The sequence below is a fragment of the Parendozoicomonas haliclonae genome, assembly GCF_900174585.1.
In the GTDB taxonomy this organism is placed as follows: Bacteria; Pseudomonadota; Gammaproteobacteria; order Pseudomonadales; family Endozoicomonadaceae; genus Sansalvadorimonas; species Sansalvadorimonas haliclonae.
Map to the genome: position 1 here is coordinate 401,106 of NZ_FWPT01000002.1, position 24,317 is coordinate 425,422.

Sequence of the window (24,317 nt, forward strand, 5' to 3'; positions counted from 1 at the left end):
TCAAACCAGACAAATCTCCAACTTTATAGACCAAAACATTAAAATTTATCGCACAAAAACCAAAAGGCAGAAAAAGAATAAACAGCCTCAGTAGAAAACGCATTCCTACGAAGAATTCCGTATAATAGCTGCACGCTTTCTCACCTCCATCCTGAAAAACACCAGGACATCATAATGACCCAGGACGAACTCAAGCAGGCAGTCGCCAACGCAGCGCTGGAATACATCCTTCCGCACCTTGAACAGAATATGATCATTGGTATTGGAACGGGTTCTACCGCCAACTTCTTTATTGATGCCCTGGCCAAAGTGAAAGATCGTTTTGATGGTGCCGTGGCCAGTTCAGAAGCCAGCGCCGAGCGTCTGAAGAAGCACGGCATTCCGGTTTACGACCTGAACAGCATCAGTGAAATGCGCTTCTATATAGATGGCGCTGACGAAAGCAACGAGCACCTGCACCTGATCAAGGGCGGCGGTGCAGCCCTGACCCGCGAGAAGATTGTTGCTGCCGTAGCCCAAGAGTTCGTCTGCATTGCCGATGAGTCCAAGCTGGTTGATGTACTGGGTCAGTTCCCACTGCCGGTTGAAGTTATCCCTATGGCCCGCAGCCATGTTGCCCGCGAAATTGTGAAACTGGGCGGTGATCCGGCTTACCGTGAAGGTGTGGTGACCGATAATGGCAACGTGATTCTGGATGTCTGGAATATGTCCATCGTTGATCCAAAAGGTCTAGAAACGGCTCTGAATCAAATCACCGGTGTGGTCACCAACGGCCTGTTCGCCCTGCGTCCTGCCGATGTTTTGCTGCTGGGCACCAGTGAAGGCGTGAAAACCATCAAGGGCTGATAGCCCGCCCGGTTAAGGGCAGCGCCGGCTGCCCTTACTCTGATTTCCTCTCCCCACCTTTCTTCTTCAGCATTTCAGCTACTTTATGCTCTCTTCCGACATGGCTAATGAAGCGAGCACCCGTTGGCGCCTTCCAGAACAGGCTTTCTTATTACTGCGGCTTTTATCGGGCCCGGCACAATCACCACCGCCTCACTTGCGGGTGCAGACTGGAGTTTCGGACTGCTGTGGGCTGTTGTCGTGGCAACTCTGCTGGCTTTTGTGATGCAGGATATGTCGGCTCGGCTGGGACTTCTGACTCACACCGGCATAGCAGGCAATCTGCGAAAAGGCCTGGCAGGGACCAGCCTGAAACATATTTTGATGCCGGCTATCGCTTTGCTGATGCTGGTGAGCAGCAGTCTGTATCAGGCAGGAAATATTACCGGCGCCCAGCAGGGTTATCTGCTTCTAGCACCACAATTTACTCCTCCGGAATATAGCCTGCTTATTCCGGCCGCCATCACCCTAATCGCAGCCCAGCTTCCCCTGACAGGACATTTCTCTCGCTTCGAGAACCTTCTGACCTTTATTGTTATTGCGATGGTTCTGCTGTTTGGAGCCACGCTTGTTTATGTCGTACTCACACCAACACCCGAAGTCATCACCCCCACCTCTGCAGATCACCGCCACTCAACTCTACTGCTGGTCTCAGCTCTGATTGGTACAACCATTATTCCCTATAACCTCTTTTACCATTCCACCCTGCAGGCGGGAGCCAAGCCGGAGAATATCAGTGCCTATATCAGCCGGCTCCGGAAAGACTATCTGCTCTCCATAGGTCTCGGTGGCGCTATTACTGCAATATTACTGGCAACAGCCGCTCTGACTCTGCATGGTCGTAATGAAGCAATAGAGTTTGCAGACTTACCCAGACAGCTTTATTTGCTGATGGGCGATTTTGGCCATACCTGCTTTGCCATTGGTATTCTGGCCGCCGGCTTTTCCAGTGCCCTGATTGCACCGTTGGCAACAGCTACAGCAATTTCTGAACTGATGGGCTGGCCTGCGGGTTGTCACCAACTCACAACTCGTCTGCTGGTTCCGTTGATTTGCCTGATGGGCCTGATTATCGGCACCCTGCCGGTAAAACCCATCCTGCTGATTGTTTTTGTCCAGGCCGGCAATGCTCTGCTGCTGCCACTGATCACCCTGTTCCTGCTTTACATTATTTTCCGAAACAAGATAAACACCCACTGGCTTGAGTCCTGCTTCGGGCTCGCCACTCTGCTGTTCACACTGTTCTGGGGAGTCCAGCAATGGGTGAAAATCATCAACAACTAAAGCCACAGTTCTGGAGAGAAAAATTCAGAGCTGGCGAAACCATCAATACTACAGCCGCCCTTTGCCCTGGTTACCTACAGGCCAACCTGACAGTTCTGCCGGCTATTCTTGCCGGTGCCTTTGAAAGCTTTTGCCAGCAAAACCCCAAGGCCTGCCCTGTGCTGGAAAAACTTCCAACGGGAAGCTGGAGCCCTTCCGTTATGACTCACAATGCAGACCTGCGTTATGACTTACCCAGATACAGAGTTTATCTGCCCAGTAATGAACAAAGATGGATCGAGGAAAGATCCGTTGAGGCCTACTGGCAAAAGGATGCCGTCGCCTTTCTAACCGGTTGCAGCTTTTCCTTCGATGCTCTTCTGGCTCAGGCCGGGCTAGTACCCAGACATGTGGAGATGGGCTGCAATGTTCCGATGTTTAAAACCCAACTTTCCACGACACCGGCCGGAGATTTCAGCAGCCCTTTGGTTGTCAGTATGCGCCCTGTTTCCAACACCAAAATCCAGTTTGTCAGTGAACTGACCAGACAATATCCCCAGGCTCATGGTGAACCGTTAACAATTCAGTCACTGCAAAACCTTGGCATAAAAAACATTCACAAACCGGATTGGGGGGATCCAGTTGAAATCAAAGCCAATGAAACTCCCTTGTTCTGGCCCTGCGGTGTCACAACCCAGCTTGCAGTTCAAAGTGCTCTTCAGAAACATCCCGACCACTGGGCAATAACACATTCCCCTGGATGCATGTTTTTGTGTGATAAAAAAATCACACTTTGAGCAACACCTACCAGATAAAACACCAGACAAAAGCGACTAGCCATAAATATTCACGCTTTAGCAGAATATAAACGCCCTGTAACTGTCAGAAAAAATCCTGTATAACGTCAACAAAGCAGGGATTTTGCTTTTCAAAACCATAAAAACACAAAAATAAACCCAAGAGAGCAGAATAATGAAAATGACAATGCGTGCAGCCGTTGCCAGTGCTGCAGTTGCACTGACAGTTCTCACCGGCTGTTCCCAGCAGGAAGAACCAAAGACTGAAACAGCGGCAGCGCCTGAAGTCATTAAAATTGGCCTGGCTGGTCCGGTTACTGGCCCTGTTGCCCAGTATGGTGATATGCAGTTCACCGGCGCCAAAGCCGCAATCGAACTGATCAACAAGGAAGGCGGTGTCAACGGTCAGACTCTCGAAGCTGTCGTCTATGATGACGCCTGTGATCCGAAGCAGGCTGTGGCAGTTGCTAACAAAATTGTGAACGACGGCGTGAAGTTCGTTGTTGGCCACCTGTGCTCCTCCAGCACCCAGCCAGCGTCTGACATCTATGAAGATGAAGGCATCCTGATGATCACCGCGGCTTCCACCAGCCCGGAAATCACCACCCGCGGCCACCAGCTGATCTTCCGCACCATTGGTCTGGACAGCATGCAGGGCCCAACCGCCGCCAAATACATTCTCGGCACTATCAAGCCTGAGCGTGTTGCCATCATCCATGACAAACAGCAGTACGGTGAAGGTCTGGCGACGTCCGTACGTGATGAACTGGCCAAGGCCGGTACCGATGTTGCCCTGTTTGAAGGTGTGACTGCCGGCGACAAAGACTTCTCTGCTCTGGTTGCCAAACTGCAGCAGGAAAATGTCGACTTCGTTTACTACGGCGGCTACCACCCGGAGCTGGGCCTGATTCTGCGTCAAAGTGCTGAAAAAGGACTGGAAGCCAAGTTTATGGGTCCAGAAGGTGTAGGTAACAAGGATATCTCCGCCATCGCCGGCGCAGCGTCCGAAGGCCTGCTGGTGACTCTGCCAAAGAGCTTCGATCAGGATCCTGCCAACCAGAAGATTGTTGAATACATCTCCGGCAAAGGCGAAGACGCCACCGGCCCATTTGTATTCCCGGCTTACTCAGCCGTACAGGTTATGGTTGAAGGCATGAAGATGAACGGCACCCAGCCGGCCGACGTTGCCAAGGCTCTGCGCGCCAACTCCTTCAAGACTCCAACTGGTGATCTGGGCTTTGATACCAAAGGTGATCTGAAAGACTTCAGCTTTGTGGTCTACGAATGGCACCAGGACGGTACCAAGACTCCGCTGAACTAAAAGCTTAAAAAGCATCTGCCGGGTCAATGCAGTTACCTCTGCGTTGCCCGGCATCCCTGGCCTTGCACGAAAAGCCACAAGCTACAGATAAGAAAGCAGTATTATGCCAGACGCCGTTTACTACTTTATCCAGCAATTGCTGAACGGCCTTACGCTGGGCAGCACCTACGCGCTGATCGCCATCGGTTACACCATGGTGTACGGCATTATCGGAATGATCAATTTCGCCCACGGTGAGGTCTACATGATCGGCAGCTATGTGTCGTTCATTGTCCTGGCCGGGCTCGCCATGATGGGTATCGACAGTGTCACTTTGATGCTGGCCGCCGCCTTTATCATCAGCATTATTATTACCAGTACCTATGGCTATTCGATAGAGCGTGTCGCCTATCGACCGCTGCGGGGCAAGAACCGCCTGATCCCGCTGATCTCCGCCATCGGTATGTCTATCTTCCTGCAAAACTACGTTCGCCTCGCCCAGGGTTCCCGGGATATCGCCATGCCCAGCATGATCGAAGGCGGCTTTACCTTTGGTGCAGAGAGTGGGTTTCAGGCATCACTGTCGTATATGCAGATTATGATTTTTGCGGTCACCTTTATCAGCATGACCGTACTCACCCTGTTTATCTCCCGTTCCCGTCTGGGCCGGGCCTGTCGGGCCTGCGCGGAAGATATGGGCATGACTCGCCTGCTGGGTATCAACACCAACAATGTTATCGCTGTGACCTTTGTGATCGGTGCCGCTCTGGCTGCCGTTGCCGGTGTTCTGCTGAGCCTGCATTACGGTGTCATCAATCCATACATTGGTTTTCTGGCTGGTCTGAAAGCCTTTACCGCTGCGGTTCTCGGCGGCATTGGCAGCATTCCAGGCGCTGTACTGGGAGGCCTTCTCCTTGGTCTTGCTGAATCACTGACTTCCGGTTACTTCAGTGCGGAATATAAAGATGTTGTCGCCTTCAGCCTGTTGATTCTGGTTCTGTTGTTCCGTCCGTCTGGCATCCTTGGCAAGCCGGAGGTAGAGAAAGTATGAATGCTGTCGCCTTTCAAAACGGCTTTAAGAATGCCGCCATTACCTCAGTTGTGTTCGTTATCCTCGCCGGGATGATGATGGGTATCCAACTGATACCTTCCGGTACCGGGCTGTCTATTGAACTGGCAGAACCGGTACGTCTGGAAACTCTGGCTGGTGCAGTTTTGGCTCTGTTCCTGTTTCAACTGTTCCGCGAGCCACTGTCCGGCCTGTGGCATAACGCCAAATCAGCCCTGCCGTTACCAGAACAGGGGCTGGCAGAAGCCTTGCAGACTCAAGGAGAAAAGCACCCTCGTCTGAAGCAACTGGCTATCGCCTTTTTGCTGGCGGGTCTGATAATCTGGCCTTTCTATGCCTCCCGGGGTTCTGTGGACCTTGCCACTCTGGCACTGATCTATGTGATGCTCGGTCTTGGCCTCAATATTGTTGTGGGCCTGGCCGGTCTGCTGGATCTGGGCTATGTCGGCTTTTATGCAGTCGGAGCTTACAGCTATGCCTTGCTCAATCAGTATCTGGGGCTGGATTTCTGGAGTTGCCTGCTGATTGGTGGCCTGGTTGCAGCCTTCTTCGGGTTTATCCTGGGCTTTCCGGTACTGCGGCTGCGGGGTGATTATCTCGCTATCGTGACGCTGGGTTTTGGTGAAATCATCCGGATTCTGCTGCTGAACTGGACCTCCATCACCGGCGGCCCTAACGGTATCAGCCAGATTCCCAAGCCAACTCTGTTTGGTCTTGAGTTTTCTCGCACCGCCAAGGAAGAAGGCAATGTGCCCTTCCATGAGTTCTTCGGGATTGATTACTCCAGCGGCTATAAGGTGATCTTCCTTTACCTGCTGGCACTGCTGCTGGTTGTGGCCACTATCTGGGTGATCAATCGTCTGCTGCGTATGCCGATCGGCCGCGCCTGGGAAGCCCTGCGGGAAGACGACATTGCCTGTCAGTCTCTGGGGATGAATAAAACCGCTATCAAGCTGTCCGCCTTTACCATTGGTGCAGCCTTTGCCGGTTTTGCCGGAACCTTCTTCGCGGCACGCCAGGGCTTTATAAGCCCTGAGTCGTTTACCTTTATTGAATCCGCCATCATCCTCGCCATCGTGGTGTTGGGTGGCATGGGTTCACAGCTTGGTGTGGTACTGGCCGCCATTATCATGACCATCCTACCGGAGCTGGCCCGGGAGTTTAACGAGTACCGGATGCTGATGTTCGGCCTGCTGATGGTGCTGATGATGATCTGGCGACCATCCGGTCTGCTGCCAATGAAGCGTCCTCATATCGCTCTGAAAGAGAGCGGTAACAAGCAAACCTCCCCTGTCACGCAGCCTGCCAAGGCCGCCTGATAGAGATGTTGAAAATAAGGGGAGAATAAAACTATGAGCACAAATAACGCATACACCCTGCTGGACGTTGAAGACCTCACCATGCGCTTTGGCGGTCTGGTGGCGGTGAATAAAGTGAAGCTGGATATCCAGAGTGGGCAGATTGTTTCCATTATCGGCCCGAACGGTGCTGGTAAAACGACAGTCTTCAACTGTCTGACCGGTTTCTACAAGCCGTCCGATGGTCGCATCAGCTACAAAGGCGACAATATTACCGGCAGCAAGAACCACCAGATTTCCCGTATGGGGATTGTCCGGACCTTCCAGCATGTTCGCCTGTTTAAAAACATGACCGTGCTGGAAAACCTGCTGGTTGCCCAGCATCGCCATCTGAATACCGGGCTGCTGTCCGGTCTGTTTAAAACGCCATCCTATAAACGCAGTGAGCAGGAAGCCCTTGATCGGGCGTCCCGCTGGCTGGAACGGGTTGACCTCAAGGATATGGCCAATCGGGATGCCGGTAACCTGGCTTATGGTCAGCAACGCCGATTGGAAATCGCCCGCTGTATGGTCACCCAACCTGAGCTGCTGATGCTGGATGAACCCGCCGCAGGTTTGAACCCAAGAGAAACCGAAGAACTGGATGAGCTGATCTGCGAACTTCGAGACCATCATAATGTTTCTGTGCTGTTGATTGAGCACGATATGAAGCTGGTAATGGGTATCTCTGATCATATCTACGTGATCAACCAGGGCACGCCTCTGGCCAATGGCAAGCCGGACGAGATCAAAAACAACCCTGATGTAATCAAAGCCTATCTGGGAGAAGCGTAATGCTGTCGATTGAAAACGTTTCTGCTCACTACGGAAAGATTCAGGCGCTGGACGATATCTCGGTCGAGGTGAATCAAGGCGAGATTGTTACCCTGATCGGCGCTAACGGAGCTGGCAAAAGCACCCTGCTGATGACCCTATGTGGCGATCCTCACCCGACCACCGGCCGGATTGTGTTTGAAGGCCAGGACATTACCGGCTGGCAAACTCCGGAGATTATGAAATCCGGTATTGCCATTGTCCCGGAAGGACGCCGGGTGTTCTCCCGGCTGACCGTGGAAGAAAACCTGGATATGGGCGGCTTTTTTGAGAGCAATGAGCGCAAAGCAGAAATGCTTGAGCATGTGCTGGAGCTGTTCCCCCGCCTGAAGGAACGCTTTGATCAGCGCAGTGGCACCATGTCCGGCGGTGAGCAACAGATGCTGGCTATTGGCCGTGCCCTGATGGCCCGTCCGAAGCTGCTGCTGCTTGATGAACCATCACTGGGTCTGGCGCCTATTATTATCCAGCAGATTTTCGAGATTATTGAAAAACTGCGGGATGAGGGGATGACGATATTTCTGGTCGAGCAGAATGCCAATCAGGCCCTGCGTCTGGCGGACCGTGGCTATGTTCTGGAAAACGGTCGTATCGTTATGGCTGACACCGGTCAGAGCCTGCTGGTGAATGACGATGTCCGCAAGGCCTACCTTGGGGCCTGATTATCTGCCAAACTAACAGCCGCCAAACTGACAGCCTGCACAGCCGCCCACCTTCAGGGTTGCCCGGAAACACTGTGCAGGCTGGACTATTTCCCATCTCCGTATAGGCTTGCCGCCACTTCAGCCTCTGACAAACGGAAACCTGCCTGCTTGCCCGGAAAACCCATACAGTCTCTGCTGACCTCTGTAACGGCCTGCTTTATGGTTTTGGTCAGCCCAGCCTATGGTGCAATTACCCTTGAAAAGCTGAAAGTGAATACCCTGCGCAGCCTCACCAAAGAAACAAGCTACCTGATTCCGGCAGATATTCCCTTAAAACTCCTGACTCAGCTCTCTCCCGAATCCAGGGCACTCAATATGTTCGGCAACTATATGCGCCTGTGCAATCGCCGTCTGGGAGATTTGAAACTGTGGATTACTCCTCTTTCTGAACCTAATGGCTTCCGAATCAAATTCAAGACTGCTTCTGTAGCATTCCTGTCACCGCTCTCCGTTGGCTTCCTGCGGCAATTGGAAGATCTGCAGTTAACTCATATTGATATTTACCCGATAAAAGTCAGCCCTAAAACAATCCGCCCCGTGATTGCTTTACGCACCAGGCAAAAAAATTACTTTATTAAAATTGACCGGGATTTTCTGTTCGATTCACAACCCAATGATGAACATATCCTCCTATCATCCGTGCTCTACTCATGGGTTGATCATGAAGCTATGATGTTTATTTTTATGGCTATCAAGGAGCTCAACAGCCAGATATTGACCGATACACCAGAGTCATCATCTGAACTGGATGATAAGACTCTAATTCTCAAATGCCGCAGCAGAAAAAACTCCTTTTACCAGTACGTGCCTTACCAACGCCAATATATGGATCGCTTGTTTACCAGCCAGCCTGCCCATTATTTCGCGCTCTACACCTCAAGGAGTGAGCTTCCCGGCGCGGACAAAGGACTGTTTAGCCTGGATAATATTCCTGCCGGAAAGACAGTTGCCCTGGTATCAGGGCAGATCACCTCATCAAAACGCAAGCACCGGCTTCTGGGCAGGCACTCGGTATTTATCACTTCAACCAATGAGTCCGGCAAGAGCAGCATTACCACTATCACACCTCCCGAGGAGCTTGCCTGCCGTTGGATTAACAAGGCCTGCAATATTGAAGATGAGGCTCTTTCGCCAGAGCCCAACATAACCATGCGGACATTGGGGACTCTGGATGGAAAGATCCCGGTCACCCAGCTGGTATCACTCAAACCGATTCCCGCGCATCAGGAACTACTGTTCAGCTACGACAGTCTGCTGGACCCGAAACCACCCATTCCTGTTGAATCCACTTCAACAGTAGGCATAACGCCAAAAGCCCCTATACTCCCTCCTCTTCAATCCGTACCTGTCATCAGTAAATAGGGTTCACGTGACCATATGCCAGTACAGATATTGTCTTATTGGTTTGATGCTGAGCACGGCTGTACTGTTTGCACACCCTCTATCTGCCGGGCTCTTTGCCTATGACACCCCGATAACGTTTCAGGGCACACTGCAGGAGTGGGTCAACTTCTCTGGACTCAGTGTATTTATTAAAAACCCTGAGTCCACCCATCCCTATGGCCGGTTGATTATTACCAGAGATACCGAAAAAACAGCGCAACTGAAAAAGGGAGTCGATAAGTACGGCGAGGACTTCACCCGGTTTCGCTGGCAATCGCTCTTTCACCTGCTGGCGCTGGCTTATCAAATGCAGTTTGAAGCGTTTGATAGCCTGGAAATATCTTTCCACCCTTTGACCAATCAACATCAAGCCTACTTTCAATTTCGGCTCTCTAATGCGAGCCAATCCACAGAGATAAAAACATGGACTGTCTACCTGCCGGGACTGACTGTGGAATCCCCGCCAGAAAGCACGCTCTGGAACCGGGTACAGGTTCTGCTCAACCCAAGAACTCTGCTTGCAGCCAACCTTGCATTGCATGAAGCATTGATCACCCATAAAGAAGAGGAAACACAGCAGAGGCATATCAGCCTGCAGGCACCGTGGGTATCGCCCTATGCATTGGTTCCTTACCCACCAACATGGGACAGCGGATTCCATGTCGGCAACGTCCTCCACCCCTATGGGTTCAGACAATTCAAAAGCCAGCAACAGAGTTATTTTTTCGGTTATCACCCTTATCCCTGGCTCAAGCTGTCATATACACACAGAGGCCATACACAACAGAAAAAAACACTCATAACTGAGATCATGGCTCTACCCGATATGCTGCCAGCAGCGATCGAACCAATTGAACGTGATGAAGATGGTCTGGTTTATCAAATCAGCTACTCGGAACACTGCTTTTATGACCCGGCCAATCATCTTTTGATCTGGCATGATCGCCATGCCCCAGTCCAAAAGCCTGTTCAGCAGAAAGAGGAAGAGAAGAACGATATTGCTGAAGAGAGCGCAACTGAATCTGAACCCGATGAGCAGGCAGACCAGATCAGTGACATACTCACCGCCATGCGCAAAGGGGAGACACTGCCTGAACGTATCCAGAGTCTTTATCAGCACATTCAAACTGTCGAGCCTGATCAGCCCCATGTCTATCTAGGGTTTGCTGACTCGGAAGTGGGCCAGGAACCAACAATCAAGCAAGAGCACAAACAAAAGCGGTCATCAAGACGAACAGGCCAGACATCAACACCCCATGATTGGAAGCAGCTTGGCTGCTATGCCAAACAAAAGCTAAAGCCTAACCAGACGATTTCCATCCCGGCTCTGCTGATGCCTCAATCATCTCGGCAGAACAGAAGTAAAGTCCCCAAAGGCATGACTCCGTTTGTGACCACATTCGGAACAGAGAATTATTTATTGCCCAGTCGATTTATTTTTCTCAGACACGCTTCAGAAAAAGAACAAGCCAATGTGGCTTTGAAAGCTATCGAGTCGGCAGACGCATCAACACCACGCATAACCCTGAAACCCACCCGGACTATCACCCCCGGCAATCAGCTGATGATGAATTATCTGGAGAAGAGCCCCTGACAGGCCTGTTAGCCCACAGCACTAAGCCCGTAAAAATCAGGTCAAAAGTCTTTTCCGACTTTTCCATCGGTGCAACGCAGTGCAAAGATTCGATATCCAGGAACTCAAGGCTTTCTGCCACCCCAGCAAAACCCATGCAGATAACGCTGTGGGAATAAATCCAAACGGAACCTATAAAAGCCAGAGTGTGATCGCCTGGTATCAGAGTGGGCAACAAATTCAACAGTGCGAGCAGCTGCGACTCACATTTAATGCTTATATCTCCCGTCGTGGACAACTCACCCAGGCCACACCAATCGGTCAGGCACGGGTTGCTTCCCTGAAGCCGGATATTCTCCCCACTGCCAGTACCCTGGCGACTACGATTGAACAGCTGGAAAGTGTGGCTGCGTTACACAAACTTCATAATCTGGAGCGGGCAATGGTTAATATCATTGCCTCCCAACAAATAAACGATGAACAACGATTAACCGACCTTGGCAAGACACTGCACGAACTGTGCACTTACCTGCAAACAGCCATGGCAGGAAAGAATTTTGCACCGGCTCAGATAGAAACCTCACTGTCGATTTACCTGAACAATCTTTCCACCTACATCCAGTCACTGCCAAAAGTTAGCGGTCCTGCACAAATCGCACAGCCACAAAAGCAGTGCAAAGAACATCTGATAAAGCTGATTGAAAAACAACTTGCGGCCTCATCTGAACGATTGATCACCGCCACTTCGGAACCAACACGCAACACAGAAGGGATGAAACCAAAAGTCTGGGGAGGATCGGTTCCCACATCCATCAAGAGCCATCAACAAATTTCTCTGGATACCACTCCGGGAGCTGTGAAGACTTTTACGGTATCACCTTTACCTTCAAAGGGTGCCAGTATCACGACTCCCATCCACCAACCTGAAACCGCAGCTTTCTCTCCTACAACCAAAGAAAGCCATGGGCTCTCAGAACAAACCCGCACCGGTCGGAAGAAGCGCCGCAAACATAAAGGCCATACCGCTGAGGGTAAAGTTCACACTGGTGAGGACAAAGCTGTCTCAGGTACTGCCAGCCTGCTAAAGACCATCACTCTGGAAGATACCCGGGCACGTATTTATCAGGAAGGTGAACCCCTCAGAGCATACATTCAAAGCCTGACACCGCCATACAACCTGCCTGATGAGGTACTCAGAACATTAGGTGATGCTCGAATGGCCGAGCTGCTCTCGCTGATGGCAGAAGATCAGGTCAAAGATCCCATGCTATTGAAATGGCAGCTGATGGCCGCAGCGGCCTATATGGGCGTATTCCCTACCGGCGGCGAACGCCACTTTACGGCCATGGAAATACACACTCTGATAAGACGCGGTGTATTTGCCGGGGAGTATCTCGTGTCAGTGGAGCTGGGGCTGCACCCTACCCCAGATCATCTGGCCTATTACGCCCATCTTCTGCGGCAGTTTTTGACAACCCAGCCTCCGGCCTGAATTCAAACGGGTACAAAACCGTTAATAATCTGGCTCGGTGTCCGGATTACTGCCGAGAAGCGGAAGCATTTTCAGGGTTTTAGGCAGGGAGTGTGGTGAAACCCGATCATTCCGGAGCGTTGGCGGCTCGATTCTGAACCGCCCCTATAATTTCAGGTACGTGAGAAGTTTGTTGTACACGGAGCAGTACCCATGAATGATCCCAAGGATAGACTCACCAAGCCTGAGCTGGCTCTGCTGTTTACCTCGCTGGCTCTTCTGTTTGTCTCGATCTTCGCGCTGGTCAGCGAGGTCCAGGCATAGAGACAGCCGGCGTTACCCGCAGAACCTCTTCCACAGTGGTCATCCCGGAAGCAACCTTCTGGGCCCCACTGAGGCGCAGGGTACGCATACCTGAGCGAATAGCGGCTGCCCGCAGCTTGTCAGCATCACAGCCCGGCGCCAGAAGATCCCTCACCTCGCCTTCCAGCGGCATGATCTCATACACCCCGGCCCGTCCCCGGTAACCGGTATTCCGACAGTTCAGACACCCAACAGGCTTGGCCCCGGTGGTTGGCGTTTCCGCCACCCATGGCCGAGTCAGATTCTTCCAGTCATCAGCCTCAATTTCGGCCGGCTGTTTACAGTCCGGGCAGAGAGTCCGCACCAAACGCTGGGCCATAACTCCAAGCACTGTGGCCCGGATCAGATAATCCGGCACACCCAGCTCCAGCAAACGGGTAATGGCTGTTGGCGCATCATTGGTATGCAGGGTGGAAAGCACAAGGTGACCGGTCAGCGCGGCCTGAATCGCCATCTCTGCGGTTTCCAGATCACGAATCTCGCCCACCATAATAATGTCCGGATCCTGTCGCAGCAGGGCCCGGACTCCACTGGCAAAGGTCAGATCAATATTGTGCTGCACCTGCATTTGGTTGAAGGACGGTTCCACCATCTCGATAGGGTCTTCGATGGTGCAGACGTTTACCTCTGAGGTCGCCAGCTCTTTCAGGGTGGAGTAGAGGGTGGTGGTCTTACCGGAACCGGTCGGCCCAGTGACCAGAACTATCCCGTTGGGCTGCCCCACCATGCCATGCCAGCGGCGATCATCCTCTTTGGAGAAACCCAGATCCCGGAAACTTCTCAACAGAACATCCGGGTCAAAGATACGCATCACCATCTTTTCACCGAAAGCTGTTGGCAGAGTAGAGAGTCGCAGCTCCACTTCATTACCTTCGGTGGAACGGGTTTTCAGACGGCCATCCTGGGGCTTGCGCTTTTCGGCCACATTCATCCGGCCAAGAATCTTGATTCGGCTGTTGACCGCCGCCAGAACCTGGGCCGGCATTTCATAAACCGTGTGCAACACACCATCAATCCGGAAGCGGATATTGCCCTTATCACGCCGTGGCTCGATATGAATATCACTGGCGCGCTGGTCAAAGGCGTATTGCAGCAGCCAGTCCACGATATTAACGATATGCTCGTCGTTGGCGTCTGGTGTCTGGGCATTGCCGAGGTGCAGAAGCTGTTCGAGATTGCTGGTGTTGATGGTCTGAATACCATCTTCCCGGGTTGCCCCGGTAATAGAACGGGCCAGCTTGTAGAACTCAGCGGTATAACGGCGAAGGTCTGCGGGGTTGCAGACCACCCGTCGTACTTCCCGGCGGTTGGTATGACGCAGGTTCTCTTCCCAGCCGGTATGCCAGGGCTGGGCACTGGCGATCACAACCTCTTCCTCGTTCACCTCAACAGCCAGAATCTGGTGCCGTTCGGCATAGGCCAGCGACATAACCGGTGTGACCGCAGATACATCAATTTTCAGGGGATCGATATGAAAATAAGGCTGATCTGCCCGTTTGGCCAGCCAGTGGCTTAACGTTTCGAGATCAAGCAGCTTACCGCGGGTGGTATCGCTGATCAGTTCCAGCTCAGCCAGATATTCCAGAGGGTGCAGCTTCGCCTGGCTGGCATTACGCCGGCGAGACAGAACATCCTGCTCCTGGGCACGGCTAAGCAGACCATCAACCGCCAGACCATGCACCATCTGGGCGAGTTCGACAAAATAACCGGGGACATTGCGCCCGGCACCGCCTTTGCCGCTCGGCTCTTTAGACTTCGCTGTCGTTTCTTTTGTTATATCCACTGATGACTATTTCCACTGAGCCTTCTAAACCACGCGATCACACTGCCCGCAAACAGCTTACCATGGTCAATCAATCTAAGAGCAGGTTACTTGTCACAGTTTTCATCGGCAAGACGGTAACCCTGTTCAGCTTTGCTGATATCACAGGGCGTCAGTGGTGCCAGCGTGCCCAGTTCTTTGGCGAGGCTGAACAGTGCTTCTTCATCACCCTTTTTCAGCTCCAGTTCCAGCTCGGAGATAAATGAGGTTTTGTCTCCGGCAATCACATCCCCCAGATCCAGGGCGACTTCGATTTCCGCCCCTTCCCAGATGATATCCACCATCTGCCGACGGAAGTCGGTACGGAATACCGGCTGCAGCAGGGTTTTATCAAGATTGGCAAGGGATTCGGGCCAGACATCATTGAGCTTCTGCAGGTCCAGCTGCGGTTCGTCCAGATACCACTCCCACTCGCCCCGACGGCTTAACCCGCCAACGCTCTCACCCTTGGTTTTCAGGGTCTGAATATAATTGCCATTCTTTTCACGAATACGCAGAGCAACCCGGGCATTATTCAGGTCATGGTCTGGCGTGTCGTAGTAGGTATTGGTCAGCTGAAGGGTGACCCTGGGATGGCAGCTCAGGCAGGGAGCCGCAATAATCCGGTCATGATCATCCGGGGACAGCCGTAACTTCAGCTCAGTTTCATGACTCATGATATCCGTCCTAACTCATCGGGCTCTTGAAGCCTCAATTATTACCCGCACCAACACATTTGTAACCTGAACAATCGATTACATATTTTTCCCCACCAGCCAGCAAACGCTTTCCTATACTCACCGCTCAAAAATTCATGACTTTATGCGATGCCTCCACAGCACCTGCTTTCCAATGTTTTTGGACGCTCTCCCATTGGACCAATAAAAAAACATATTGCCAGTGCCCATGGTGCTGCCGCTCTTCTCGAACCTTTCTTTGCGGCGGTTTTGAACTGTGACTGGAACAAGGCCGAGGCCTTTCAGCATCAGATTATCGACCTAGAGGAAGAAGCGGATCAGATTAAAAAACAGGTGCGGCTCTCCCTCCCCAAAAGCCTGTTCCTGCCGGTACCCCGTACCGACCTGCTGGAGCTTGTTACCGTACAGGACAAGGTTGCCAACCGTGCCAAGGATATTGCCGGTATTGTTATTGGTCGAAAGATGGAGTTCCCGGAAGAGATCAAAACCATGCTCCGCCGCTACCTGGGCTGCTCGATAGCGACCTCCGCCCAGGCTCTGAAGGCTATCAATGAGCTGGATGACCTTCTGGAAACAGGTTTCCGCGGTCGGGAAGCGGACCATGTTGAACAGATGATCGAGGAACTGAATGCCCTCGAAAGCAATTCCGACGATCTGCAGATCCAGGTTCGGCGCATTCTGTTTACCAAGGAAAAATCGCTGCCACCGGTTGATGTGATGTTTATGTACCAGGTGATCGAATGGATCGGTGATCTGGCTGACAGGGCCTCCCGCGTTGGGGGTTACCTGCATATGTTACTGGCACGTTAACAGCTGACTTTTCAGGCGGATTCAGAACCTATGTCGATCATCGCGCAGTACGGCACAGTCTTTCTGTTCATGGCATGTATATTCGGCTTTTTTATGGCCTGGGGTGTTGGGGCCAATGATGTTGCCAATGCCATGGGCACCTCGGTGGGCTCCAAAGCCCTGACCATCAAACAGGCCATCGTGGTGGCGATTCTGCTGGAGTTCTCCGGCGCTTTTCTGGCCGGAGGGTCAGTGACTGCCACTATCCGTAAAGGAATTATTGATCCGGAAGTTTCAATACTGGTTCAGCATCCTGAGCTGCTGGTGTACGGCATGCTGGCCGCCCTGCTTTCCGCTGCGACCTGGCTGATGATTGCCACAAACTACGGCTGGCCGGTCTCGACCACCCACTCCATTGTCGGGGCGATTGTTGGCTTTGCCGTGGTCGGTGTCGGTTCCGATTCCGTCAGCTGGAGCAGTGTGATGTCGATTGTCGGCTGCTGGGTTATCTCGCCCCTGTTTTCCGGCATGTTGTCACTGCTGGTGTTTACTTCGATTCAGCGACTGATACTGAACTCGCCCTGCCCGTTTGAAAGTGCCAAACGCTTTATCCCCATATACACCTTTCTGGTCGGCTTTATGATCTCCATGGTCACCCTGATCAAAGGTTTGGATCATCTCGGCCTGAATCTCACCAGTGTGCAGGCGCTGGGCCTTGCCACCATGCTCGGTCTGTTAATGACCGGCGTTGCGACTCTGGCTTTGCGAAGAATCAAGAAAGATGAAAAAGCCGACCGGCAGTTCCACTTCACCAGCGTGGAGCGCATCTTCGGCACCATGATGATTTTTACCGCCTGCGCCATGGCTTTCGCCCATGGCTCCAATGATGTGGCCAACGCTATCGGGCCATTGGCGGCTGTGGCTCAGGTTGTCCAGTCCGGTGGTGAGATATCCAGCCGCTCTCCACTGCCCATGTGGATTCTTTTATTAGGAGCAGCAGGCATTGTTTTTGGACTGAGCACTTACGGCTACAAGGTGATGGCTACCATCGGCAACCATATCACCGAGCTGACACCCAGCCGAGGTTTTGCTGCGGAGCTGTCTGCGGCTTCAACGGTGGTGCTTGCCTCGGGAACTGGCTTTCCGGTTTCCACCACCCATGTGCTGGTCGGTGCGGTGTTTGGTGTAGGTCTGGCCCGGGGCATTGGCGCTCTTAACCTGCAGGTGATTGGCACCATATTTCTGTCCTGGCTGGTGACCCTTCCAGCAGGGGCTCTTCTGGCGATAGGTTTCTTCTACATTTTCAGGACAATTTTCGGCTAACGGGCAATTGCTTCTCCCCATTAAAGTCGGGATTATTAAGGCCATAACTATTAATCATGAAATCATGGCCGCCTGATAAAAAATGATAACGCTGACCGTCAATGGGCAAACACGCTCACTGGATATCGATGCCGATACTCCCCTGCTCTGGGTAATTCGTGATGAACTGCAACTGACCGGAACCAAGTTTGGTTGCGGTGCCGGTCTCTGTGGTGCCTGTACCGTGCACCTCAACGGCAGTCCGATTCGCTCCTGCATAACTCCGGTATCCGCTGTTGCCGGTACAGAAATCACCACCATTGAAGGACTGGGCACACCTGATAATCCTCATCCTTTGCAGGAGAGCTGGGTAGAGAACAGCGTGCCTCAGTGTGGTTACTGCCAGTCCGGCCAGTTGATGAGCGCCGCAGCTCTGCTCGCCACCAATCCCCAACCCAGTGATGACGATATCAGCATGGCGATGAGCGGTAATATCTGCCGCTGCGGAACCTATCCGCGCATCAAGGCTGCCATCCACCTTGCCGCCGATGCCATGGCAAACGACAAAGACGATAACCAGGAAAAGACCGGGGAGGCGTCTCATGTCTGAACCAACTGTTTCCAGTTCACTCTCCCGCCGGGGCTTCCTGAAAGCCTCCATGACTGCCGGTGGTGCACTCACTCTGGGCTTTACCATCCCTTCCATCAGCTCCGCTCAGGACCAGCAGGAAAGCTGGCAGGCGAATGCCTGGCTGGAGGTGGATAAAGATAACCAGCTGACTCTGATTATTGATCGGGTAGAAATGGGCCAAGGCACCATGACCGGTTTAACGACACTGGTCGCTGAAGAACTGAGCACTTCTCCAGACGCTATCCTGACCCGCTTTGCGCCAGCCGCCAAAGAGTACCGCAACCCGCTGTTTAATATGCAGATGACCGGTGGCAGCACCAGTCTGGCTGTGGCCTGGACACATCTTCGGGAAGCGGCTGCCGCTATGGGCTGGCTGCTGACCTCTTCTGCCGCCGATATCTGGCAGGTTCCCCATCGAGAGTGTGCATTGAGCCAGGGTCATGTCGTCCATCCCGCCCATGGCAAACTGCCGTGGAGCCAACTGATCGGCGTTGCCCAGCATAAAAAACTGCCCAGTGATATACCGCTCAAACCTGCCGGTGAGTTCCGCTACATCGGCAAGCGTAACCAGCGCACAGATGCCGCACCGAAATCCTTTGGACAGGCTGACTACGGCATAGACACCAAACTGCCGGGTATGGTGCATGCCGTGGTGATTCATTCCACCTATATTGGCGGCACACTGAAGTCATACTCGGCAGACAAAGCCAAAAACAGCGCCGGCGTTATCGATGTTTTCCCTATCGCTCAGGGCATTGCCGTAGTGGCAGAAAAATACTGGCAGGCCCGAAAAGCCGCCTTACTGGTAGAGGCTCAGTGGGAGCCGGGAGAGACCGGTGAAACCTCCTCTGAAGATATCTTCAACCACTACCGTCAGTTGCTGGATGAAGACGACGCCAAGGTGATTCAACGGGAAGGTTACCCAAATCGGGTTCGCAAGAATGCCTCCCAACTGATTACTGCGGAGTATCAGGTGCCCTTCTTGGCTCACGCGACTCTGGAGCCCCAGAACTGTGTCGCCCATGTCACCGATAAGGGTGTGGAAATCTGGGCCCCAACCCAGGCTCCGGATCTGGCGCAGGTTGCCGCATCCCGGGTCACCGACTTTTCACCATCAGACGTCACCGTTCATACAACCTTTCTCGGTGGAGGCTTTGGTCGCCGCCTGATTCAGGATTTTGTTGAAGAAGCAGCGGCGATTGCCCATCGCGTAAAACGGCCGGTCAAGCTGCTCTGGTCCCGTGAAGACGATACCCGCAATGATCATTTCCGTCCTGCGGCCATGCACCGGATGACCGGTTCGATTGATGGCAACGGCTACCCGGAACTCTGGCATCACAGCATTGCCTGCCCAACCCTGATGGACTGGATTGTGAAGGATGCCGCTCCTGCCATGTTCGCCGGCATGCCCAAGTGGACCTTTGGCACTCTCGCTAATGTTGGCCTTGCCGCCCAGGGAACATTAGCTCCCGATGATCATTCGCCCTGGGAAGGTGCGGACACGATCTCCTATGCACTTCCCAACCTGATGCTGGACTATACCAAGGCGGAGAACACGATACCGGTTACCTATTGGCGTTCGGTCGGTAACTCTCATACCTCCTTTGCCGTAGAAAGCTTTATCGATGAGCTGGCTCATGCCGCCAACACCTCTCCGCTGACGTTCCGCCAGAACCTTCTGACTGATGCACCGCGTGCCAAGAAGGTGTTGAACATAGCCGCAGAAAAAGCCGGATGGGGCAAGGCTCCTGCCGGACGTTACCAAGGCATCGCTTTCTTCTTCAGCTTTAACACCTGGGTGGCTCAGGTTGCCGAAGTGTCCGTATCCGGCACCACCATTAAGGTCGAAAAGGTTACCTGTGTCGTTGATTGCGGAACTGTTGTGAATCCAGAAATTGTTAAAGCCCAAATGGAAGGCGGTATTATTTTTGGGCTGACGGCCGCGCTTTATGGTGAGATCACAGTCAACAATGGTCAGGTTCAGCAAAGCAACTTCCATGACTATCCATTGCTGCGTATGAATGAAATACCAGATATTGATGTGCATATCATCGACAGCGAAGAGCCCCCAACAGGCGTTGGTGAACCGGGTCTGCCACCGATCGCGCCGGCTGTTGCCAATGCTGTCTTTGCCGCAACCGGACAGCGTCTGCGCACTCTGCCGCTAAAGCTTTCGGCCTAAGGTCAGGAATCAGAACATGCATAGCAGTAATGTTCGGGTTATTGATCAGATACACCAGTGGCTGTCAGCCGGACACCCGGTCTGGCTGGCCACGGTTCTGGAAACCTGGGGATCATCACCTCGCCCGGAGGGTTCCCTGCTTGCCTACGTTCCCGGCCTGGGAACAGTTGGTTCGCTGTCGGGTGGTTGCATTGAAGAGGATCTACTGACCAAACTGGCCAGTGAAGATAATATTCCTACCCCATCCATTCACGGTTATGGCCAAACTGATAGTCAAAACGCCCGGCTGGCCCTACCCTGTGGCGGCCAGCTGCGTATCCTGCTGGAAAGGCTGGAGCCGGAACAGGCAGGCCTCTTTCTGGAACTCTTTACCGCCCTTGAACAAGGGCAGTGTGTTAGCCGAACCGTTCATCTACGCAGCGGTGATTTGGGCTTAGCGGCTTTGGCCGGTTTGGCAAAGCCAAATAAACCCGGTCTCTATGAACAGCCAGACACTATCACTCATACCTTAGGCCCTGCTTTTCAGCTGTTACTGACCGGTGCCGGAGAGACAACCCGTTGTGTCGCGGAACTGGCCCGGGCTGTGGATTTTTCAGTCACTGTCTGCGATTTCCGGGAAGAGTTTCTGGAAGGCTGGAACATGCCGGGAGTTGAGCTGGTAAAGACGTTCCCTGATGATCTGATTCGGGAGCGCTTTAATACTCCAACATCCGCAATTATCGCGTTGGCCCATGATCCTCGCCTTGATGATATGGCTCTGCTGGAAGCACTGACCAGCAAGGCCTTTTATATTGCCGCCATGGGTTCACAAAGAACCTCTGCCAGGCGGCGAGAGCGATTGCAGGAACTGGGTTTAACAGCCGAGCAACTTGAACGGCTTTATGCTCCAGCGGGTATTCCAACCGGCAGCAAAACACCGTGGGAGATAGCGATATCTATTGTTGCCCAATTGATTGCGGTGAGAAACAAGCTGTTCAGTGATTGATATACACTGACAGAGAAAACGGTTCCTAGAAACGTGGCGGATGTTTATCATCCGAAAAACTCTTATAAAAAGGCAGTACAGGTTCTTATGTCCCAGTTACTGGTTCCAGCACTTCGGCAGCTTATTGCAGCATCATCCATCAGCAGCACCCGCCCTGAGTATGATCAGGGCAACCGTGCCGTTATCGATCTGCTGGCAAACTGGCTGAACGATATGGGCTTTGCCTGCGAAATCATTCCGCTGCCGGATGCACCTCACAAAGCCAACTTGATTGCCACGCTGGGCAAAGGCTCCGGCGGACTGGTGCTCTCCGGCCATACCGATACCGTTCCCTGTGATGACACCCTGTGGAGTCAGGATCCCTGGACACTGACGGAACGGGACAACCGTTTCTATGGCCTCGGCACCTGCGATATGAAAAGCTTTCTGGCGCTGGCGATTGAAGCTGCCCGCGGTCTGAAAGCGGAAGAGATGAAGCAGCCGCTGATTATTCTGGCGACTGCCGATGAAGAATCCACCATGGCCGGCGCCCGGGAACTCACCCGTATTCAACAGCCCAAAGCACGCTATGCCGTTGTCGGTGAGCCGACTGGCCTGACGCCTCTGAGCATGCATAAAGGCATTATGATGGAGCGCATCACCCTGACTGGTCAGTCCGGGCACTCCAGCAACCCGGCTCTGGGTCGTAATGCCATGGATGCCATGCACAAGGTGATCTCGGAGCTGATGGTGCTGCGGGAAGAGTGGAAAGAGCAGTACCAGAATCCGGGCTTCACCGTACCAACACCAACACTCAATCTCGGCTGTATCCATGGCGGCGATAATCCCAACCGCATTTGCGAAACCTGCGCGCTGGAATTTGATGTTCGTATGCTGCCGGGGATGGATTCGGAAACCATCCGGGCAGCTGTTCGCCAACGGGTAAAACCGATCACCGATGCCAACGGTATTATCTTTGAGTTCGCGCCCATCACTCCAGAAGTGGAACCCTTCGCCAGCCATGAAGGCAGCGAGCTGGTAAATGCCTGTGAGCGTTTGACCGGCCACACCAGCACCAGCGCAGCCTTTGCGACAGAGGCACCATTTTTGAATCAGCTGGGGATTGATACGATTGTGCTGGGCCCGGGAGATATCGCCCAGGCCCATCAGCCGGATGAATTCCTGGCACTGGATACCATTCAGCCAACGGTTGATCTGCTGAAGGGGCTGATTCAATCATTCTGCCTGCAGGACGCACCAGAGACCAAAGGAAATGGAGCATCCAATGGAAATGGATAAGTTTGGCGAAAATTATATTCGCTTCTTCCGCCAGTCTTCCCCCTACATCCATGCACACCGTGGGCGTACTTTCGTGATTATGCTCCCCGGCGAAGGTCTGGCCAGCGAGCACTTCTCCAATATCATCAGCGATATCGCCCTGCTCAGCAGCCTCGGCGTGCGGCTGGTTCTTGTTCATGGTGCTCGTACCCAGATCAACGAACGCCTCAAGACCCGTGAGATCTCCACCAGCTTTCACCAGGGTTACCGGATTACTGATAAAGACAGCCTGACTGCGGTGATTGATGCGGTTGCCAGCCAACGGGTCAAACTGGAAGGCCAGCTCTCCATGGGGTTGGTGAACTCCCCTATGCACGGTGCCCGCATCCGGGTGATCAGCGGCAACTTTGTCACAGCCCGTCCTTTTGGCGTAGTGGATGGAATCGACTTTCAAAATACCGGTGAAGTCCGTCGTATAGATCGCAAGGCGATTAATAATTTATTGGACGACGGCTACCTTGTGTTGCTTTCCTGCATGGGTTACTCCCCCACCGGTCAGGTTTTCAATCTGCTGGCTGAAGATGTCGCTACCCAATCTGCGATTGCGCTGGGGGCAGAAAAGCTGATTATGTTCTCGTCAGAAGTGGGTCTGAAGAACAGTGATGGCGAACTGATTCGCACCATGCGTCCTTCAGAGGTGCTGGAACATCTGCGTCAACCGCACTCGTCTGAAGAGATGCGGCTGATGAACGCCTCTCTCACCGCCTGTAATGGCGGCATACTCCGTACCCATATTGTCAGCCATCGGGAAGATGGGGCATTGCTGGCGGAACTGTTTACCCGTAAAGGTCACGGCACTCTGATAACCCAGGATGTGACTGCTTACGAGCAGATGCGCTCGGCAACCATCGAAGATGTCGGCGGCATCCTCAAGCTGATCTCGCCACTGGAAGAGAAAGGTGTATTGGTGCGTCGCTCCCGCAAGCAGCTTGAGAGGGATATCCACCTGTTTACGGTTATTGTTCGGGACGGAATGATCATTGGCTGCGCCTCACTTTATCCTTATCCGGATGAACAGTGTGCCGAGCTGGCCTGTCTGGTTGTGCACCCGGATTATCGCAGCGGGAACCGCGGAGATCGCCTGCTGGATGATATTGAAAGCCAGGCTCGCAGGCAGAAGCTGGATTCTCTGTTTGTGCTCACAACCCGAACAGCGCACTGGTTTGTTGAGCGGGGCTTTTCGGAAAGCAAAATCCGTGAGCTGCCTGCCGAGAAACAGCAGGCCTATAACCGCCCCCGCAATGCCAAGGTATTCCGCAAGTCCCTGTAACAGTTCACATCTATCCTTACCCGCATTTCGGGTAAGGGGTGAGCCTGTTGCACGCTGTCATTTCCACCTCAAAAGTTCTGCTGTTGTCGTTGAGCTGTCTATTCATCCTGAACGCTTCCGCAGAACCACCGGCTCGCCCAAAAGGTAACGGGGTGGTTCTCTTTAAATTTAACAAAACACACTGGCTTGAAATTGTTATCTCCGGCCCTCGTCACCCAACAAACGCTATAGAGATTCAGGACCAGGCCAATCAGGAAAAAAGAGAACTGGAGAATGAGAAAGACGGATCACAGCCCTTTCCCGAAGAGCTCGATTTCATCAAAGAAATTAAATTGAAGTATGTTGTGCGGTTTAAATAGAAAG

General features: G+C 52.9%; 21 protein-coding genes. 19 read left to right on the forward strand and 2 right to left on the reverse strand.

Features of this window, described 5'->3' with window-relative positions; translation table 11 throughout:
* Positions 1-174: 174 nt before the first annotated feature.
* The 11 genes from rpiA to EHSB41UT_RS05090 all read left to right on the forward strand — a co-directional run bounded on the left by rpiA (position 175) and on the right by EHSB41UT_RS05090 (position 12,637).
* Positions 175-846 carry a ribose-5-phosphate isomerase RpiA gene (gene rpiA / locus EHSB41UT_RS05040; RefSeq protein ID WP_087107442.1) on the forward strand — a complete coding sequence of 224 codons (672 nt, stop codon included), beginning with the start codon at positions 175-177 and terminating at the stop codon, positions 844-846.
* A 123-nt stretch (positions 847-969) separates the two neighbouring features.
* Complete coding sequence (locus EHSB41UT_RS05045; RefSeq protein WP_087107444.1) at positions 970-2,169, forward strand: NRAMP family divalent metal transporter; 1,200 nt, start codon at positions 970-972, stop codon at positions 2,167-2,169.
* Complete coding sequence (locus EHSB41UT_RS05050) at positions 2,145-2,945, forward strand: D-glutamate cyclase family protein (protein WP_087107446.1); 801 nt, start codon at positions 2,145-2,147, stop codon at positions 2,943-2,945. The genes EHSB41UT_RS05045 and EHSB41UT_RS05050 overlap by 25 nt, the downstream gene beginning before the upstream one ends.
* A gap of 181 nt (positions 2,946-3,126) precedes the next feature.
* A complete protein-coding gene (locus EHSB41UT_RS05055; protein ID WP_415837381.1) occupies positions 3,127-4,266 on the forward strand; it encodes a branched-chain amino acid ABC transporter substrate-binding protein in 1,140 nt (379 codons plus the stop codon).
* A 103-nt stretch (positions 4,267-4,369) separates the two neighbouring features.
* Positions 4,370-5,296 carry a high-affinity branched-chain amino acid ABC transporter permease LivH gene (gene livH / locus EHSB41UT_RS05060; protein ID WP_087107449.1) on the forward strand — a complete coding sequence of 309 codons (927 nt, stop codon included), beginning with the start codon at positions 4,370-4,372 and terminating at the stop codon, positions 5,294-5,296.
* Positions 5,293-6,633 carry a high-affinity branched-chain amino acid ABC transporter permease LivM gene (locus EHSB41UT_RS05065; protein ID WP_087107451.1) on the forward strand — a complete coding sequence of 447 codons (1,341 nt, stop codon included), beginning with the start codon at positions 5,293-5,295 and terminating at the stop codon, positions 6,631-6,633. The genes livH and EHSB41UT_RS05065 overlap by 4 nt, the downstream gene beginning before the upstream one ends.
* Positions 6,634-6,666: 33 nt before the next feature.
* Positions 6,667-7,446: a high-affinity branched-chain amino acid ABC transporter ATP-binding protein LivG gene (gene livG / locus EHSB41UT_RS05070; RefSeq protein WP_087107453.1), complete on the forward strand. Its 780-nt coding sequence runs from the start codon at positions 6,667-6,669 to the stop codon at positions 7,444-7,446.
* Positions 7,446-8,147 carry an ABC transporter ATP-binding protein gene (locus tag EHSB41UT_RS05075; RefSeq protein WP_087107455.1) on the forward strand — a complete coding sequence of 234 codons (702 nt, stop codon included), beginning with the start codon at positions 7,446-7,448 and terminating at the stop codon, positions 8,145-8,147. The genes livG and EHSB41UT_RS05075 overlap by 1 nt, the downstream gene beginning before the upstream one ends.
* Before the next feature lie 150 nt (positions 8,148-8,297).
* Positions 8,298-9,551, forward strand: a complete 1,254-nt coding sequence (locus EHSB41UT_RS05080; protein WP_165767155.1) for an SET domain-containing protein — start codon at positions 8,298-8,300, stop codon at positions 9,549-9,551.
* 46 nt (positions 9,552-9,597) lie between these two features.
* Positions 9,598-11,166, forward strand: a complete 1,569-nt coding sequence (locus EHSB41UT_RS05085) for a hypothetical protein (RefSeq protein WP_087107459.1) — start codon at positions 9,598-9,600, stop codon at positions 11,164-11,166.
* Positions 11,167-11,245: 79 nt separating this feature from the next.
* Entirely contained in the window at positions 11,246-12,637 is a 1,392-nt protein-coding gene (locus tag EHSB41UT_RS05090; RefSeq protein ID WP_087107461.1) for a hypothetical protein, read from the forward strand.
* Positions 12,638-12,920: 283 nt separating this feature from the next.
* Here the strand turns inward: EHSB41UT_RS05090 and tfpB are convergent, their stop codons facing one another.
* Together tfpB and EHSB41UT_RS05100 are read right to left on the reverse strand one after the other, a co-directional pair.
* The gene (tfpB, locus tag EHSB41UT_RS05095) at positions 12,921-14,663 is read right to left on the reverse strand and encodes a type IV pilus assembly ATPase TfpB (protein WP_087107971.1); all 1,743 of its coding nucleotides are present in this window, start codon (positions 14,661-14,663) and stop codon (positions 12,921-12,923) included.
* A gap of 185 nt (positions 14,664-14,848) precedes the next feature.
* Positions 14,849-15,457 (reverse strand): CYTH domain-containing protein, encoded by a 609-nt coding sequence (locus tag EHSB41UT_RS05100; RefSeq protein ID WP_087107463.1) that lies wholly within the window; start codon positions 15,455-15,457, stop codon positions 14,849-14,851.
* A 150-nt stretch (positions 15,458-15,607) separates the two neighbouring features.
* Between EHSB41UT_RS05100 and EHSB41UT_RS05105 the strand changes: the two genes are divergently transcribed.
* The 8 genes from EHSB41UT_RS05105 to EHSB41UT_RS05140 all read left to right on the forward strand — a co-directional run bounded on the left by EHSB41UT_RS05105 (position 15,608) and on the right by EHSB41UT_RS05140 (position 24,313).
* Positions 15,608-16,288: a TIGR00153 family protein gene (locus tag EHSB41UT_RS05105; RefSeq protein WP_087107465.1), complete on the forward strand. Its 681-nt coding sequence runs from the start codon at positions 15,608-15,610 to the stop codon at positions 16,286-16,288.
* 30 nt (positions 16,289-16,318) lie between these two features.
* Entirely contained in the window at positions 16,319-17,590 is a 1,272-nt protein-coding gene (locus EHSB41UT_RS05110) for an inorganic phosphate transporter (RefSeq protein WP_087107467.1), read from the forward strand.
* A gap of 82 nt (positions 17,591-17,672) precedes the next feature.
* On the forward strand, positions 17,673-18,179 hold the full coding sequence (locus EHSB41UT_RS05115; protein WP_087107469.1) for a (2Fe-2S)-binding protein: 507 nt from the start codon (positions 17,673-17,675) through the stop codon (positions 18,177-18,179).
* Positions 18,172-20,382 carry a xanthine dehydrogenase family protein molybdopterin-binding subunit gene (locus EHSB41UT_RS05120; RefSeq protein WP_087107471.1) on the forward strand — a complete coding sequence of 737 codons (2,211 nt, stop codon included), beginning with the start codon at positions 18,172-18,174 and terminating at the stop codon, positions 20,380-20,382. The genes EHSB41UT_RS05115 and EHSB41UT_RS05120 overlap by 8 nt, the downstream gene beginning before the upstream one ends.
* A gap of 16 nt (positions 20,383-20,398) precedes the next feature.
* Positions 20,399-21,367 carry an XdhC family protein gene (locus EHSB41UT_RS05125; protein ID WP_087107473.1) on the forward strand — a complete coding sequence of 323 codons (969 nt, stop codon included), beginning with the start codon at positions 20,399-20,401 and terminating at the stop codon, positions 21,365-21,367.
* A gap of 87 nt (positions 21,368-21,454) precedes the next feature.
* Positions 21,455-22,645, forward strand: coding sequence for an acetylornithine deacetylase (argE, locus tag EHSB41UT_RS05130; RefSeq protein ID WP_087107973.1), 1,191 nt, complete (start codon positions 21,455-21,457; stop codon positions 22,643-22,645).
* Positions 22,632-23,954 (forward strand): amino-acid N-acetyltransferase, encoded by a 1,323-nt coding sequence (gene argA / locus EHSB41UT_RS05135; protein ID WP_242667238.1) that lies wholly within the window; start codon positions 22,632-22,634, stop codon positions 23,952-23,954. The genes argE and argA overlap by 14 nt, the downstream gene beginning before the upstream one ends.
* Before the next feature lie 47 nt (positions 23,955-24,001).
* Positions 24,002-24,313: a hypothetical protein gene (locus EHSB41UT_RS05140; RefSeq protein WP_133060396.1), complete on the forward strand. Its 312-nt coding sequence runs from the start codon at positions 24,002-24,004 to the stop codon at positions 24,311-24,313.
* Positions 24,314-24,317 lie beyond the last annotated feature (4 nt).

Bases quoted from the DNA above. Each gene is read 5' to 3' on its own strand.
- EHSB41UT_RS05065 (WP_087107451.1), top strand. From the start codon at position 5,293: ATGAATGCTGTCGCCTTTCAAAACGGCTTTAAGAATGCCGCCATTACC.
- EHSB41UT_RS05115 (WP_087107469.1), top strand. From the start codon at position 17,673: ATGATAACGCTGACCGTCAATGGGCAAACACGCTCACTGGATATCGAT.
- tfpB (WP_087107971.1), bottom strand. From the start codon at position 14,663: ATGGTGCATGGTCTGGCGGTTGATGGTCTGCTTAGCCGTGCCCAGGAG.
- EHSB41UT_RS05125 (WP_087107473.1), top strand. From the start codon at position 20,399: ATGCATAGCAGTAATGTTCGGGTTATTGATCAGATACACCAGTGGCTG.
- EHSB41UT_RS05120 (WP_087107471.1), top strand. From the start codon at position 18,172: ATGTCTGAACCAACTGTTTCCAGTTCACTCTCCCGCCGGGGCTTCCTG.
- EHSB41UT_RS05105 (WP_087107465.1), top strand. From the start codon at position 15,608: ATGCCTCCACAGCACCTGCTTTCCAATGTTTTTGGACGCTCTCCCATT.
- argE (WP_087107973.1), top strand. From the start codon at position 21,455: ATGTCCCAGTTACTGGTTCCAGCACTTCGGCAGCTTATTGCAGCATCA.
- livH (WP_087107449.1), top strand. From the start codon at position 4,370: ATGCCAGACGCCGTTTACTACTTTATCCAGCAATTGCTGAACGGCCTT.
- EHSB41UT_RS05110 (WP_087107467.1), top strand. From the start codon at position 16,319: ATGTCGATCATCGCGCAGTACGGCACAGTCTTTCTGTTCATGGCATGT.
- EHSB41UT_RS05050 (WP_087107446.1), top strand. From the start codon at position 2,145: ATGGGTGAAAATCATCAACAACTAAAGCCACAGTTCTGGAGAGAAAAA.
- rpiA (WP_087107442.1), top strand. From the start codon at position 175: ATGACCCAGGACGAACTCAAGCAGGCAGTCGCCAACGCAGCGCTGGAA.
- EHSB41UT_RS05085 (WP_087107459.1), top strand. From the start codon at position 9,598: ATGCTGAGCACGGCTGTACTGTTTGCACACCCTCTATCTGCCGGGCTC.
- EHSB41UT_RS05055 (WP_415837381.1), top strand. From the start codon at position 3,127: ATGACAATGCGTGCAGCCGTTGCCAGTGCTGCAGTTGCACTGACAGTT.
- EHSB41UT_RS05100 (WP_087107463.1), bottom strand. From the start codon at position 15,457: ATGAGTCATGAAACTGAGCTGAAGTTACGGCTGTCCCCGGATGATCAT.
- EHSB41UT_RS05075 (WP_087107455.1), top strand. From the start codon at position 7,446: ATGCTGTCGATTGAAAACGTTTCTGCTCACTACGGAAAGATTCAGGCG.
- argA (WP_242667238.1), top strand. From the start codon at position 22,632: ATGGAAATGGATAAGTTTGGCGAAAATTATATTCGCTTCTTCCGCCAG.
- livG (WP_087107453.1), top strand. From the start codon at position 6,667: ATGAGCACAAATAACGCATACACCCTGCTGGACGTTGAAGACCTCACC.